This is a genomic window from Paraburkholderia bannensis NBRC 103871, assembly GCF_000685015.1.
In the GTDB taxonomy this organism is placed as follows: domain Bacteria; phylum Pseudomonadota; class Gammaproteobacteria; order Burkholderiales; family Burkholderiaceae; genus Paraburkholderia; species Paraburkholderia bannensis.
In genome coordinates this window covers 251,830-265,255 of the sequence record NZ_BAYA01000009.1, presented here as the reverse complement: position 1 = coordinate 265,255, position 13,426 = coordinate 251,830, and the positions used below count along the sequence as shown (strand labels likewise).

The window sequence follows — 13,426 nt, the reverse complement described above, 5'->3', positions numbered from 1 at the left end:
AGACAGATTCGAGCTTAGTTCAAACGCGAGGGGAATCAATCCGCAGTCACCCCTGCCGCATGACCATCGATGGCGGGCAGGGTGTAGCGTGGCTTGCTGGGAGAGGCAGGTGAGGCGGTGAGCGTCGCGAGGGAAAGGGCGACGCGAAGAGCGCTAGCGGCGTGCGACGCCGCAGCGCTTATTCAACCGGGAATTGCGCGCAGGGATCGGCCACGACCGTCGAGCAGGCGTACGAGTATTCGCCGCTCTTCAGGAACAGCTCCTTGCCGACCTGGACGTTCTCGCGCAGATCAGGCGAGGTTTCCCACGCGATGTAGCTGGAGCACATCACGGCAAACAGGACGACGATAGAAAAAGCAAACTTTTCAAGCAGTTGGTAACGGTGCGGCATGGCGGCTGATCCCTTCGAAGGTTGGGATTTTACCGCAATACTAGGGTTTTCACCTAGTCAAATACCGCGTAGTAGCTGGGCCGTATGAAGTCGAAAATTGAGTGCGACCCTTAAATTGAATACGCATCGAATCACTGGAGCTTTATCTGGCGCAAAGTCTCGCGTCGTCGTGCGTGTTAGTTATGTCCGCCTCTGATCGAACAGGAGGCGGCCCATGTCATATAACGGACTGACCGTACCGCTTGATATCGGCTCATGGAGCTGCGAGCTCGTACCGGTGGACGACTATCGCACTCCTTCAGGAGAGTGGCTGCGCTTCGCGCGCGGCGATGAACTGAGGCGGATCGAAGGCGACCGGCGCACTAGACATGGAGCAATGTCAGGCTGCTGGAGCTATGTATCGCGACCCACGTACTTACGCGGCTTGTACAGAGCGTGCATTCGCCAAATTTCAGACCTGCAGGGGATATTGAATTGAGCAAGCCAGAAAGAGCAAGCATCGTTTTCTATGACGCGGACACACAGCAATTGAAAATTTGCACCATACCTCGGTCTCGTGTGGAGTCGGCAATTGAGCGGGGCATGGCGCTCACCATTCCGCCAGACGCACCCGAGAACTCCGATGCGCCCGTTACGGACGAAGATGCACGAAAGCTTGGCGGGATGGCGATATTGGTTCAGGCGATAGCGCATCCTGAACTGCGCGCCCGCTTGCAGATAACAACCGAAGCGCCGATGGAGTGGGACACGCCCAAGCCGCCAACCGAGTAAGCGATGAATGCGATTCGCCAAAGCGTTACGACTGAAGGCGACAAAAGCAGACCATCCCTTTTCAAGGGATCAGCGGACAGCCTTATCTGGCGGGCGTTTGGGGGATTGATTCAGAAGAAACCAGACGGTTGAAGAGAAGCCATCTGGCGGAGGCGGTGAGATTCGAACTCACGGAAGGGTTACCCCTTCGCCGGTTTTCAAGACCGGTGCATTCAACCACTCTGCCACACCTCCGGAGGCGCGCATTGTAACCTGGAATGTGCGCGCACCGGCAGGTCTGCCGGTGGCGCAAATCAAATCAACGCACAAAGATCATCGAATGATCACTGCGCGTCCTTCAAAAACAGCTCCTGCAGATCGTTGAGGAAGCGCTGGCCCAGCTCGGTCGGCACGATCTTCTCGTAGTCGCGCGTAATCAGCCCGCGCTTCTCCGCTTCCTGCAATTGCGGCTCGATCGTCGTCATCGGCAGGCCGGTGCGCTCCATGAAGCGATACACCGGGAAGCCTTCCACGAGGCGCAGCGCATTGAGCATGAACTCGAACGGCAGATCCTTCGCGCTCACTTCATGCTCTTCCTGGATCGGCTTGCCCGCGCGCGCTTCTTCGATGAACGTCGCCGGATGCTTGTAGCGCATCTGGCGCACGATGCGGTTAGGGAACGACAGCTTGGTGTGCGCGCCCGCGCCAATGCCCAGGTAATCGCCAAAGCGCCAGTAGTTGAGGTTGTGGCGGCTCTGCCGGCCCGGCTGCGCATAAGCCGACACCTCATAGCGCCCATAACCCGCCTCGGACGTGCGCGCGTGAATCCACTCCTGCATGTCCGCCGACTGGTCGTCGTCGGGCAGCACGGGCGGGAACTTCGCGAACATCGTGTTCGGTTCGAGCGTGAGGTGATAGAGCGACAGATGCGGCGGCGCGAAGGCAAGCGCCGTCTCGATATCGGCCTGACATTCGGCGAGCGTCTGCTTCGGCAACGCGAACATCAGGTCGAGATTGAAATTGTCGAAGGTATTCGCCGCCACTTCGACGGCATGACGCGCCTGCGCCGAATCGTGAATCCGGCCGAGCGCTTTCAGATGCGCTTCGTTGAAACTCTGGATGCCGATGGACAGCCGGTTCACGCCGCTCGCACGAAACTGCGCGAATTTATCGGCTTCGAATGTGCCGGGATTCGCTTCGAGCGTGATCTCGGCGTCGGCGTCGAGCGGCAGCAGCGCGCGCACGTCCGACAGCAGGCGATCGAGCCCCTTCGCGGACAAGAGGCTCGGCGTGCCGCCACCAATGAAGATCGTATGCACCTGGCGGCCCCACACGAGCGGCAGCGCCTGTTCGAGGTCGGCGCGCAGGGCGTCGAGATAATCGTCCTCGGGAAAGCGCTCGCCTTTCCACTCGTGCGAGTTGAAGTCGCAGTACGGGCACTTGCGCACGCACCACGGGAAATGCACGTAAAGCGAGAGCGGCGGCAGCGAGCTCAGGCGAATGCTGCCCGGCATCGTGAACGACTGCACGACGTCGAGGCCGGTCTGGTGCTGCTGGCTCACGCTTCTTCCTCCAGCCGTGCGAGCAAATGCCGCAGGGCGATCGCGCGATGGCTCGACGCGTTCTTGAGTGCCGGATCGAGTTCCGCAGCCGTGGCTTCCAGGCCCGGAATGTAGAAGTACGGGTCGTAGCCAAAGCCGTGGTCGCCGCGCGGCGCGTCGATCACTTCGCCGTGCCAACGGCCTTCCGCGATGAGCGGTTCGGGGTCGTCGGCGTGGCGCACGAGCGCAAGCACGCAGTAGTAGTACGCGCGGCGGTCGGCCTGGTCCTTGAGGTTCTGCACGAGTAGCGCGTTGTTCGCGGCGTCGCTCTTTTCGCCGCCCGCGAGCTGCGCATAGCGCGCCGAATACACGCCCGGCGCGCCGCGCAGCGCGCGCACGCACAGGCCGGAATCGTCGGCGATGGCGGGCAGGCCGGTGAGCTTCGAGGCGTGACGCGCCTTGGCGAGCGCGTTCTCGACGAAGGTCGCGTGCGGCTCCTCGGCTTCGGGCACGTTGAGCGTGCCTTGCGGCACGAGCTCGATGCCCGCGGCTGCGAGCAGCGCCGCGAATTCGCGCAGCTTGCCCGCGTTGTTCGACGCCAGCACGACGCGGCCGAGCGCGCCCGTGCCGTTGTTTGCGCCGTTGCTCGCGATGTCAGACGTGCCAGCCATCACACGATCTCCAGCGCGGCCTTCTGCATGCCGATGAGCGTGGCGATGCCGCCTTGCGCGAGATCCAGCAGCGCGTTGAGTTCGTCGCGCGAGAACGGCGCGCCTTCAGCGGTGCCCTGGACTTCGACCATGCCGCCCGAGCCCGTGATGACCACGTTCATGTCGGTGTCGCATTGCGAATCTTCTGCGTAATCGAGGTCAAGTACGGGCAGGCCTTCGTACACGCCCACCGAAATCGCGGCGACGTAATCGGTGATCGGCGAGCGCTCGATCTTGCCTGCGGCCAGCAGTTTCGACACGGCGTCGTGGGCGGCGACGAACGCGCCCGTGATGCTCGCCGTGCGCGTGCCGCCGTCGGCTTGCAGTACGTCGCAGTCGAGGTTGATGGTGCGTGCGCCGAGCGCTTCGAGATCGAACACTGCGCGCATCGCGCGGCCGATCAGTCGCTGGATTTCCTGGGTGCGGCCCGTCTGCTTGCCGCGTGCGGCTTCGCGGTCGCTGCGCGTGTGGGTGGCGCGCGGCAGCATGCCGTATTCGGCGGTGAGCCAGCCCTGACCCTTATCGCGCAGGAACGGCGGCACGCTTTCGGACACGCTCGCGGTGCACAGCACCTTCGTGTCGCCGAATTCGACGAGCACCGAGCCTTCGGCGTGCTTCGTGAAGTGGCGGGTGATGCGGACGTCGCGAAGCTGGTCGGCGGCACGGCCGGAGGGGCGCAGGATGGTTTGGGTCATCGTGGGGTGTGCGCGAGGGCACGGAAAGGAGGGCAAAACACAATTTTACCGCCTTCGCGCAGCGGGCGATGGAGGCGGTCGTGGGGCGCGAACATCGCACGGCAAGCGCACGGATTCAGCGCAACTGCTGCTCCGGCGGGCGCGCGGCCAAAAATGGGATAATACGTTTTCTCCGCCCCGCGTCATCGAGCGTCACAGACAGTACGCGTACACGCCGGGCGCCTCGAATCCCCTTGCCGTGACCGGCGCCTTTCAGGTGCGCCGCCGCGGCTCTATCGCGAGACGAACCATGATTTACAGCATGACCGGCTACGCCAGCGCCACGCGCGAACTGGTTGCGGCATCGGGCACGGGCGGCGCCAGTGTCTCCGTCGAATTGCGTACCGTGAACTCGCGCTTTCTCGACCTGAATTTCCGCATGCCCGAAGACGTGCGCGTCGTTGAGCCGACGCTGCGCGAAATGCTGATGCAGAAGCTCTCGCGCGGCAAGGTCGATATCCGCATCAACATCCAGCGCAGCGAGCAGTCCGCCAACGCGGGCGCGCTCAATCGCGATGCGCTCGAACAACTGGCCGTGCTGGAGCGCGCCGTGCTCGAAGCGTTCCCGGAATCGGGCCGCCTGCGTACCGGCGAGATTCTGCGCTGGCCCGGCGTGCTGGCTGAAAGCGGCGTCGCGCCCGAAGTGCTGCGCGATGCGGTGCTCGGTTGCGGCAAGCAGGCCATCGCCGACCTGATCGACGTGCGTGCGCGTGAAGGCGCGCAACTCGCCAACATGTTGCTCGCCAATGTTGCGGAGATGGAAGCGATCGTCGCGAAGATCACGCCGCTCGTGCCGGACTTGATCGTCAAGCATCAGCAGAAGATCGTCGAGCGTTTGCAGGAAGCGCTGGGCATTGCGGCGCCCGATGCGGCGAACGGCAACATCGGCAACGTCTCGCGCGACGAAGTCGCCGAGCGTATCCGCCAGGAAGTGACGATGTACGGCATCCGCATCGACATCGCCGAAGAGCTGTCGCGTCTCACCGCACACCTGAACGAAACGCGCCACGTGATCGAGAAGGGCGGCCGCGTCGGCAAGCGTCTGGACTTCATGATGCAGGAACTCAACCGCGAAGCGAATACGCTCGGTTCGAAGGCCGCCGCGAAGGAACTCGCCGACGCGTCGATGACGCTCAAGCTCCTCATCGAACAGATGCGCGAGCAGGTGCAGAACCTCGAATAATGGCGTGCATATGTGTGGATGCGTGCGCATGCACACATACGCTGTGCCGGGCAACAAAGAAAGTAGCAAAACAGGAAGCAACGAACATGACCGACCAGACCAGCGCATCCGGTGCGCACAAGGCTGAAACGAAACCGCGCAATCCGTACGCGGGCGTTTATCCGGGCAATCTTTTCATGGTGGTCGCGCCGTCGGGCGCGGGCAAGTCCACGCTCGTGAACGCGCTGCTCGCCGAAGACAGCGCGATCCTGCTGTCGATTTCGTACACCACGCGCGCGCCGCGTTCGAAGGAGCGTGACGGCGAGCACTATCACTTCACGACCGTCGACGACTTCCTCGCGCGTCACGCGCAAGGCGAGTTCCTCGAAAGCGCGGAAGTGCATGGCAACTACTACGCTACGTCGCGCGTGTGGATCGAAGACCAGATGAAGCAGGGCCACGACGTGCTGCTCGAAATCGACTGGCAAGGCGCGCAGCAGGTGAAGAAGCAGTTCCGCAATGCCGTGGAAATCTTCATCCTGCCGCCGTCGCTCGACGCACTCGCGGATCGCCTGCGCAAGCGTGGCGAAGACGAGCCGAACGTCATCACGCGCCGCCTGCTGGCAGCCGGCAGCGAGATGGCGCACGCGAGCGAATCCGAGTACGTCGTCATCAACGAAAATTTCGATACCGCGCTGCAGGAACTGCGCAATATCGTTAGCGCCACGCGCATGCGCTTCGCTTCGCAATATGCGCGACACACCGAGCTCTTCGTGCAGCTCGGCATCCACCTGCCGCAGCCCGGCGCATCGGGCACATAAGGTAGAATAAGAACCTGCTGAGAATGAGAAGGAACCGACATGGCCCGCATCACCGTCGAAGATTGTCTGAAACAGATTCCGAACCGCTTTGAACTGGCGCTCGCCGCAACGTATCGCGCACGCCAGCTCGCACAAGGTCACACGCCGAAGATCGAAAGCCGCGACAAGCCGACCGTCGTCGCGCTCCGTGAAATCGCATCTGGCCAGGTGGGTCTGGAAATGCTGAAAAAGGTACCCGTTTAAGGGCGCCTTGTAGTGCAATCGAAGTTGCCGTACCCGTTTTACCAGTCATGTAATTCGCGCTGCGCGCCAACCGTCAACGCCTGACCTGATACGGAGGGGAACATGAGCACGACGCCCTCGCCGGCCACCGAGGTGGACCAGGAAGCCGAGACCTCAAGCCCTGCGCGCAATTACATCGACGCGGTTCTCGAACAGTCGTTTCGCCATCTGTTCGGGCCAACCGCAACACCGGAGCAGCCCCGCAAGCACGGGGTCGTCTCCATCGCCAATCTGACCGCTGCGCTTTCCGGTTACCTCACACCTGAGGAAATCAAGGAGATCAAGGCGGCGTTTCACTTCAGCGACGAAGCCCACCTCGGGCAATATCGTCAGAGTGGCGAACCCTACATTACGCATCCCGTCGCCGTCGCGGAAATCTGCGCCGGCTGGAAGCTCGACGCCCAGGCCATCCAGGCGGCGCTGCTTCATGACGTGATCGAAGACCAGGGTGTGACCAAGGCGGAAATCGCCGAACGCTTCGGTGCGAAGGTCGCAGAACTGGTCGATGGTCTGTCGAAACTCGACAAGATGGAGTTTCGCAATCGCGAGGAAGCGCAGGCGGAAAATTTCCGCAAGATGCTGCTCGCGATGGCGCGCGACGTGCGCGTGATCCTCGTGAAGCTCGCCGACCGTCTGCACAACATGCGCACGCTCGGCGCGGTGCCCCCGGAAAAGCGCCGCCGCGTGGCGCGCGAGACGATCGACATTTACGCGCCGATCGCCCACCGCCTGGGTCTGAACAATACCTATCGCGAGCTGCAGGATCTCAGCTTCCAGAACTTCAACCCGAATCGCTACGCCACGCTCGAAAAGGCGGTGAAGGCGGCGCGCGGCAATCGCCGCGAAGTGGTCAGCAAGATCCTGGAGGCGGTGCAGCGCGCGATCGCCGACGCGAAGCTCGACGCGGAAGTCACCGGCCGCGAGAAGACCATCTTCAGCATCTATAAGAAGATGCGCGACAAGCAGCTGTCGTTTTCGCAGGTGCTCGACGTTTATGGTTTTCGCGTGGTGGTGGATTCGGCGCTCGAATGCTACACCTGCATCGGCGCGCTTCATGCGCTCTACAAGCCCGTGCCGGGCAAGTTCAAGGACTACATCGCCATTCCCAAGGTGAATGGCTATCAGTCCCTGCACACGACGCTCGTGGGCCCGTTCGGCGCGCCCATCGAGTTCCAGGTGCGTACGCGCAAGATGCACGAAATCGCCGAAGCCGGCGTGGCCGCGCACTGGCTCTACAAGAACGGCGGCGCCGACCTGAACGACGTGCAAAAGCGCGCCCATCAGTGGCTCAAGTCGCTGCTCGACATCCAGAGCGAGGCGGGCGACTCCAGCGAATTCCTGGAACACGTCAAGATCGACCTGTTCCCGGACGCCGTCTACGTGTTCACGCCGAAGGCGAAGATCATGGCGCTGCCGCGCGGCGCCACGGCACTCGACTTCGCGTATTCGATCCACAGCGACCTGGGCAACCAGTGCGTCGCCGTGAAGATCAACAACGAACTCCTGCCGCTGCGCACGGAGCTCAAGAGCGGCGACATCGTCGAAGTCATCACCGCACCGTATTCCAAGCCGAATCCCGCGTGGCTCGGCTTCGTGCGTACCGGCAAGGCGCGCTCGGCGATCCGCCACTATCTGAAGACGATGCGCCTCACGGAGTCCGTGCAGCTGGGCGAGCGTCTCGTCGACCAGGCGCTCAAGGGCTATGGCTACCAGCTTTCGGAAGTCACGCCGGAAACCTGGGAAAAGCTGGTTCAGTGGACTGGCAACAAGAATCGCCAGGAAATCTTCGCGGACATCGGCCTTGGCCGGCGCGTGGCGGCGGTCATGGCCAAGCGCATCGAAGTGCTGATGAAGGGCCTCGACGCCGACGACGAGGAACACCATCACCCGCCGCGCGACCCGAACGCGCCGCAGGCGCCGCCCGTGGTCATCACGGGCACCGAGGGTATGTCGGTGCAGCTCTCGGCGTGTTGCCGCCCGATCCCGGGCGACGACATCATGGGCTATATCGGCATTGGCCTCGGCATGGCCATTCATACGACCGACTGCCGCGTGGCGCAGCGCATTCACCGCCGCGATCCGGGCCGCTGGATCGACGTCGCGTGGGCGCCGCAGCCGGGCCGCCTGTTCGATGTGGCCGTGAAGGTGCTCGTGAAGAATACGAAGGGTGTGTTCGCACGTGTGGCGGCGGATATCACCTCGGCGGACGCGAACATCGTGCACATCGCCATGGACGACGATCTCGCGCAGGAGTCGAACATGCTGCGCTTCGTGATCCAGGTGAGCGACCGCGTGCATCTCGCGAACGTCATGCGCCGCGTGCGCACGAATCCGGACGTCATGCGCATCACGCGCGAGCGGCCTAGCGACGAAGGGCATCATCGCCACGACGGCGGCATGCGGATCGATCGCGAACGCGCGGATTATTGATGCGGTTTAAACGGGCGGCCTGTTCAGGTCGCCCGTGTCGTTTCTGACGTCTCTCTCTGGCCCGACCTTCTGCGGCCAACCGGCGCTGCCTCAAGACTGGATGAGCCTGATCGGTCTTGCTGCGTCCCTCGAACACTTTCAAACGGGAAACGAGGACAAGCCATGAACGTAGCTGATCTGACCGGTCTCGAACTCGACTATTGGGTGGCGCGTAGCCTGCCTGACTTCGTGCGCGAGATTTACTTCACCGACAGCGGCGAGACCGTTGCTGTGCGCGGCAACGACCGTGGCAAGCCCTGGGACGGTCGCTTCGAGCCATCGACATCGTGGGACGCGGCAGGCGTTGTGCTCGACCGTGCGAGGCGTGTCGAGTTGCGCGAGCGGCGCGAGGGCGAGCCGGCGTTCTGCGTGGCCGAATTCGTGGGCAGTCATCACGTCGCCGAAGCAAGCGGGGCGACGACGCGCGAGGCGTTGCTGCGTGCGTTCGTGAAGAGCCGTTTTGGTGACGTGGTGGAGGCGATGCTGCGCCAGCCGCAGGCGCTCACCGGTATTGAGTCGGAACTCGCCGCTGAGCCGAGCGACGTTGGCGACGTGGAGGACTTGCCGCGGCCCGACGCACAGATTGGCGATATCGGCTCGCCGCCGCGTTGAGTCGATGAAGGCAGGGAAGAGTGCGCTGAAAAAGCACGCTACAAAGACAAAGGGCCTTCCTGAATCAGGAAGGCCCTTCGAGAGGTGGCGCGGCTGGCAGGATTCGAACCCACGACCCCTTGGTTCGTAGCCAAGTACTCTATCCAACTGAGCTACAGCCGCACGCTAAAACGATACTACATACTGCAGTGTTACTTGAGATCTGCGCCCAACAAACTAACGCAAAACTCTTAATAGGTGGCGCGGCTGGCAGGATTCGAACCCACGACCCCTTGGTTCGTAGCCAAGTACTCTATCCAACTGAGCTACAGCCGCACACAGAAAGGAGAGTATAGCACCTATTTCAGAAAAGGGAAGCCCCTTATCGCGATTTGTTTAAAAGTGCGCTTCGTGTAACCTCGGGGGAAGGGTGCAGCAAGCCGCGAGCAAACGCATCCACGACACACGACGACGCACCGACGCACAAGCAACGCAGTCTATCGAACCATCATGAACAAGGCCTTTGTCAAAGAACCGACCGACAACGACGACGATCTCGAAGCCGGTCAACCTCAGATCCCTGCGGGCGCCAAGAACTACATCACGCCCGCCGGCTACGAACGCATGCGCAGCGAACTGCTGCACCTGATCGACGAAGAGCGGCCGGAAGTCGTCAAGCTGGTTTCGTGGGCGGCGTCCAACGGCGACCGTTCCGAGAACGGCGACTACATCTACGGCAAGCGCAGGCTGCGCGAAATCGACCGCCGTATCCGTTTTCTGACCAAGCGGCTGGATCTGGCTGAGGTGGTCGACAGCAGCCGTCAGGAGAGCGTAGAGCAGGTGTTCTTCGGCGCGACTGTCGAATACGGCACCGAGGATGGCGAAGCGCACACCATCACCATCGTGGGCGTGGACGAGGTCGATCTGGACGTTGGGCACGTGAGCTGGGTCTCGCCGATCGCGCGGGCGCTCATCAAGGCGAAGATCGGCGATCAGGTGATCCTGCACACGCCTGCGGGCCCGGAGCCAATCGACGTGCTCGATGTGCGCTATCCGCCGCGGGCGGCCTGAGCGGGCCACTATGCGCGATTCGAAGCAGAAATGAAAAAAGCCGCCCGAGGGCGGCTTTTCAGCTGCACGGCTGGCCGCAAGGGCCAGCGGAGTGCATCTTAGAAGCGGTGACGCATACCAACCGTCACAGCAACCTGGTCTTGACGACCCGATGCGTTGCTCAGACCGTTCAGGAACGCCGTCACGTTGCCGTCGTTCGACGACACGTGTTGCCAGTCGCCTTGCAGGTAGACGTCCGTGCGCTTCGACAGGGCGTAGTCCGACTGCAGAGCCACCGTGTGGAAGTTCGGGTTCACGCCGCCGCCGAAGTTCGAACGCGTGTACGTGTACGCGCCAGCCAGGCTGATTGCCGGCGTCAGAGCGTAGCGAACATTGCCTTCGAAGTTCTGGAAGCGTGCGCTGTTTGCGTGGAAGCCCACGCCGTTCGTCGTGCCCGATTGCGTCGGCGAGATGCCGATTGCCTGGCTCAGTTGCGTCTGCGTGTACACGAAGCCAGCCGTTGCCGGGCCGAACGTGTAGTTCACGCCGCCGCCGAACGTGCGTTGACGGCCTGCGCCGAACGTGTAGTCGCCAGCTTCCGCGCCCGAGAACGTCGCAGCGTTGAATTGCTGGTTGTTGACGTTGTTGTTCGTTTGCAGGTAACCAGCAGCAAAGTTCAGGCCAGCGTAGTTGTACGATGCGCCGAAGCTGTATGCACGGTTGTTCGCGAATTCGGTGCTGTTCGAGAACGAGTACGTGCCGCCGAACTTGAAGCCAGCGTAGTTCACGCTGCTGTACTTGACCGTGTTGTTGAAACGGATCGAGTTGTTCAGGTTGTCGTTATCGAACGGGTGAGCAGCGATCGTGCCGCCGAATTGCGTACCCGTGTTCGACAGCGGTGCCAGGTAGTCAACGATCGAGTCGTATTGACGGCCGAGGGTCACTGCACCGTACTGGCTGCTTGCGAGACCGACGAATGCTTGACGACCGAACAGACGGCTCTTCTGACCCATGTTGCCGTTGTCGATGTTGAAGCCGTTTTCCAACGTGAAGATAGCCTTCAGGCCGCCACCGAGGTCTTCAGCGCCACGCAGGCCGAAACGGCTGCCGTTGACGGTGCCGCTCGTTGCCTGGTACGTAGCGTGGCCCTTTTGCGCGCTCGAGTAGGTGAGGCCGGCGTCGATCAAGCCGTACAGCGTAACGCTGCTTTGTGCGTGTGCAGCCGTTGCAAAAACGCCCGTGAGGGCAGCGACCATGAGAGTCTTTTTCATCTTTGTAAACTCCGAGAACAGAGGTGGGTTTCGTCGAACCCTGTTTGGGAAACCGTCCACACGAATCGCAGCGAGAGGCAAAGCTCGCGTGGTGCGTTAAATCCGTCGCTGTCGGTTTCCGGACAGGCAGAGTGTAGAAGAGGGTCGCTGCAATCAAGGTATTCCGATTTGCGCAATAAAGTATTGCGCATTTAGAAATGATATTTGAGCCGGCTTCAAGCCTTACTGGTCGGGGCTTTCAGCGGATTTACGGTTGACGGCGGAAGAACTGTCAATCGAATGGCGTTGTGGGATCGCTACAATAATTGATTGCAGAAAACGGTGGTAATCGGTGTCAACCACCATTATTGCGTCGCACGTAACAGATGATTGTGTGCCGCAGAGTTAATGGGTCAGAACCCTGCGGCTATACTGCAATGGCTGCTTTCCGAAGCAGACTTTTTCGTTGACGAAAAAGATCTCCAAACCTTTGTCAGCGCGGCCTTGGCTGCGCTTTTTTTTTGCCTGTCGTGCGCGCACGCACGTCGCCATTTGCTACACCACACCCTTAGCGGGCATGGTCTTCAGGCGGCTCCAACTGCAGGCTCCAGTCTTCCATTACATAGTGCCGGGCATCCATCGGGGAACACAGCAGGTTATGCCAGTGATCGCCGTGCCACGACCCATACGTCTCGATCTCGTCTGCTGGCTCTGGGCTGTCTATTTCAACCAGCCAGTGAAGACAGCGTCGTAGTAACGTCAGCATGATTGCCTCCCATAGCACGCTAACTCTATTCATCATGAGTTTTTCAGGGTATGCGAACAACCGGTAAAAACACTTACGTTTGACACTGATTGTTACACTTCACGTAGTTTTTCCCGATTGAAACCAGCGCATCCGAATCGATGAGTAAAAAGGTCGCGTGCGCTTGATTGCATTTCAATTGCATATCTTTTTGCGCGTCTTTTGATGCATGCCGGTTTATCTCGAAACCGGGATTGCTGTTATAAAAAATTCGCTTGACTGGCGATTGGCGTTCCCCGTATAACGGCAATTCTGAATTGACCTTTCAGCTTCAATTGCATTGGCATTGCGGTGAGGGCGACTCAGTTTGAATTCGGCGTGAGGGTATGCCCGCGTCATTTTATTTCGAGGGAAACGGAAACATGGAAACCGGTATTGTCAAATGGTTCAATGATGCTAAGGGCTTTGGCTTCATCACGTCGGATGCCGGCGGCGACGATCTGTTCGCGCACTTCTCGGAGATCCGTTCGGAAGGCTTCAAGTCGCTGAAGGAAAACCAGCGCGTCTCGTTCGACGTCAAGGTTGGCCCGAAGGGCAAGCAGGCTGCGAACATCCAGCCGCTGTAAGTACTCGCAATTGCCTGATGTAGCTTTGGCTACCTCAGGCGAGCGGGTCGAATGCATGAAGCATTCGCGCTGCACATAAAGACAAGCCCTGGGTATCCAGGGCTTTTTTGTTTTTGCGGAAAACAAAGGCTGGCTGAAAATATCGGTCGCTTTTAAAGGCGTACGGTTTTAACGGGAAAACCCCAATTCAAAAAAATCCGTCAATCGCGTCATTAAAATGCAATCCCGAAAGCGCTCATGTTTCCGAAAGCGCTGCGCACTTTGCCCAAACGGTGCATACTTGGGCCGATTTCTTCTCTTCGTT

General features: G+C 60.8%; 14 protein-coding genes and 3 tRNA genes. 8 read left to right on the top strand and 9 right to left on the bottom strand.

Features of this window, described 5'->3' with window-relative positions:
* Positions 1-178: 178 nt before the first annotated feature.
* A complete protein-coding gene (locus BBA01S_RS16545; RefSeq protein ID WP_027817430.1) occupies positions 179-391 on the bottom strand; it encodes a hypothetical protein in 213 nt (70 codons plus the stop codon).
* 474 nt (positions 392-865) lie between these two features.
* On the opposite strand from BBA01S_RS16545, the gene BBA01S_RS16540 reads away from it, so the two are divergent.
* Positions 866-1,162, top strand: a complete 297-nt coding sequence (locus tag BBA01S_RS16540; protein ID WP_027817429.1) for a hypothetical protein — start codon at positions 866-868, stop codon at positions 1,160-1,162.
* 144 nt (positions 1,163-1,306) lie between these two features.
* Here the strand turns inward: BBA01S_RS16540 and BBA01S_RS16535 are convergent.
* The 4 genes from BBA01S_RS16535 to rph form a co-directional block, all read right to left on the bottom strand.
* Positions 1,307-1,396: transfer RNA gene (locus tag BBA01S_RS16535), tRNA-Ser, on the bottom strand.
* 89 nt (positions 1,397-1,485) lie between these two features.
* Positions 1,486-2,655 (bottom strand): radical SAM family heme chaperone HemW, encoded by a 1,170-nt coding sequence (hemW, locus tag BBA01S_RS16530; protein ID WP_407668319.1) that lies wholly within the window; start codon positions 2,653-2,655, stop codon positions 1,486-1,488.
* 44 nt (positions 2,656-2,699) lie between these two features.
* The gene (rdgB, locus tag BBA01S_RS16525; RefSeq protein WP_042297359.1) at positions 2,700-3,353 is read right to left on the bottom strand and encodes an RdgB/HAM1 family non-canonical purine NTP pyrophosphatase; all 654 of its coding nucleotides are present in this window, start codon (positions 3,351-3,353) and stop codon (positions 2,700-2,702) included.
* Positions 3,353-4,087, bottom strand: a complete 735-nt coding sequence (rph, locus tag BBA01S_RS16520) for a ribonuclease PH (protein ID WP_027817426.1) — start codon at positions 4,085-4,087, stop codon at positions 3,353-3,355. The genes rdgB and rph overlap by 1 nt, the downstream gene beginning before the upstream one ends.
* Before the next feature lie 289 nt (positions 4,088-4,376).
* Between rph and BBA01S_RS16515 the strand changes: the two genes are divergently transcribed.
* From BBA01S_RS16515 to BBA01S_RS16495, 5 genes are all read left to right on the top strand, one after another.
* Entirely contained in the window at positions 4,377-5,309 is a 933-nt protein-coding gene (locus BBA01S_RS16515; protein ID WP_027817425.1) for a YicC/YloC family endoribonuclease, read from the top strand.
* An 86-nt stretch (positions 5,310-5,395) separates the two neighbouring features.
* Positions 5,396-6,109 (top strand): guanylate kinase, encoded by a 714-nt coding sequence (gene gmk, locus BBA01S_RS16510; protein ID WP_027817424.1) that lies wholly within the window; start codon positions 5,396-5,398, stop codon positions 6,107-6,109.
* 39 nt (positions 6,110-6,148) lie between these two features.
* Positions 6,149-6,352, top strand: coding sequence for a DNA-directed RNA polymerase subunit omega (gene rpoZ / locus BBA01S_RS16505; protein ID WP_027817423.1), 204 nt, complete (start codon positions 6,149-6,151; stop codon positions 6,350-6,352).
* A 102-nt stretch (positions 6,353-6,454) separates the two neighbouring features.
* Complete coding sequence (locus BBA01S_RS16500) at positions 6,455-8,821, top strand: RelA/SpoT family protein (RefSeq protein ID WP_027817422.1); 2,367 nt, start codon at positions 6,455-6,457, stop codon at positions 8,819-8,821.
* A 162-nt stretch (positions 8,822-8,983) separates the two neighbouring features.
* Positions 8,984-9,472 carry a phage protein NinX family protein gene (locus BBA01S_RS16495; RefSeq protein ID WP_027817421.1) on the top strand — a complete coding sequence of 163 codons (489 nt, stop codon included), beginning with the start codon at positions 8,984-8,986 and terminating at the stop codon, positions 9,470-9,472.
* Positions 9,473-9,557: 85 nt separating this feature from the next.
* On the opposite strand, the gene BBA01S_RS16490 is transcribed toward BBA01S_RS16495, so the two are convergent.
* Positions 9,558-9,634: transfer RNA gene (locus BBA01S_RS16490), tRNA-Arg, on the bottom strand.
* 76 nt (positions 9,635-9,710) lie between these two features.
* Positions 9,711-9,787: transfer RNA gene (locus tag BBA01S_RS16485), tRNA-Arg, on the bottom strand.
* Positions 9,788-9,961: 174 nt separating this feature from the next.
* On the opposite strand from BBA01S_RS16485, the gene greB reads away from it, so the two are divergent.
* A complete protein-coding gene (greB, locus tag BBA01S_RS16480) occupies positions 9,962-10,522 on the top strand; it encodes a transcription elongation factor GreB (RefSeq protein ID WP_027817420.1) in 561 nt (186 codons plus the stop codon).
* A gap of 98 nt (positions 10,523-10,620) precedes the next feature.
* On the opposite strand, the gene BBA01S_RS16475 is transcribed toward greB, so the two are convergent.
* Together BBA01S_RS16475 and BBA01S_RS48655 are read right to left on the bottom strand one after the other, a co-directional pair.
* Positions 10,621-11,772 carry a porin gene (locus BBA01S_RS16475; protein ID WP_027817419.1) on the bottom strand — a complete coding sequence of 384 codons (1,152 nt, stop codon included), beginning with the start codon at positions 11,770-11,772 and terminating at the stop codon, positions 10,621-10,623.
* Positions 11,773-12,319: 547 nt separating this feature from the next.
* Complete coding sequence (locus BBA01S_RS48655; protein ID WP_407668318.1) at positions 12,320-12,550, bottom strand: hypothetical protein; 231 nt, start codon at positions 12,548-12,550, stop codon at positions 12,320-12,322.
* Between the two features lie 368 nt (positions 12,551-12,918).
* On the opposite strand from BBA01S_RS48655, the gene BBA01S_RS16465 reads away from it, so the two are divergent.
* A complete protein-coding gene (locus BBA01S_RS16465; protein ID WP_027817418.1) occupies positions 12,919-13,122 on the top strand; it encodes a cold-shock protein in 204 nt (67 codons plus the stop codon).
* The last annotated feature ends 304 nt before the right edge of the window (positions 13,123-13,426 follow it).

Excerpts from the sequence above, each read along its gene's own strand:
- BBA01S_RS16545 (WP_027817430.1), bottom strand. The coding sequence starts at position 391 with ATGCCGCACCGTTACCAACTGCTTGAAAAGTTTGCTTTTTCTATCGTC.
- hemW (WP_407668319.1), bottom strand. The coding sequence starts at position 2,655 with ATGCCGGGCAGCATTCGCCTGAGCTCGCTGCCGCCGCTCTCGCTTTAC.
- rdgB (WP_042297359.1), bottom strand. The coding sequence starts at position 3,353 with ATGGCTGGCACGTCTGACATCGCGAGCAACGGCGCAAACAACGGCACG.
- rph (WP_027817426.1), bottom strand. The coding sequence starts at position 4,087 with ATGACCCAAACCATCCTGCGCCCCTCCGGCCGTGCCGCCGACCAGCTT.
- BBA01S_RS16515 (WP_027817425.1), top strand. The coding sequence starts at position 4,377 with ATGATTTACAGCATGACCGGCTACGCCAGCGCCACGCGCGAACTGGTT.
- gmk (WP_027817424.1), top strand. The coding sequence starts at position 5,396 with ATGACCGACCAGACCAGCGCATCCGGTGCGCACAAGGCTGAAACGAAA.
- rpoZ (WP_027817423.1), top strand. The coding sequence starts at position 6,149 with ATGGCCCGCATCACCGTCGAAGATTGTCTGAAACAGATTCCGAACCGC.
- BBA01S_RS16500 (WP_027817422.1), top strand. The coding sequence starts at position 6,455 with ATGAGCACGACGCCCTCGCCGGCCACCGAGGTGGACCAGGAAGCCGAG.
- BBA01S_RS16495 (WP_027817421.1), top strand. The coding sequence starts at position 8,984 with ATGAACGTAGCTGATCTGACCGGTCTCGAACTCGACTATTGGGTGGCG.
- greB (WP_027817420.1), top strand. The coding sequence starts at position 9,962 with ATGAACAAGGCCTTTGTCAAAGAACCGACCGACAACGACGACGATCTC.
- BBA01S_RS16475 (WP_027817419.1), bottom strand. The coding sequence starts at position 11,772 with ATGAAAAAGACTCTCATGGTCGCTGCCCTCACGGGCGTTTTTGCAACG.
- BBA01S_RS48655 (WP_407668318.1), bottom strand. The coding sequence starts at position 12,550 with ATGAATAGAGTTAGCGTGCTATGGGAGGCAATCATGCTGACGTTACTA.
- BBA01S_RS16465 (WP_027817418.1), top strand. The coding sequence starts at position 12,919 with ATGGAAACCGGTATTGTCAAATGGTTCAATGATGCTAAGGGCTTTGGC.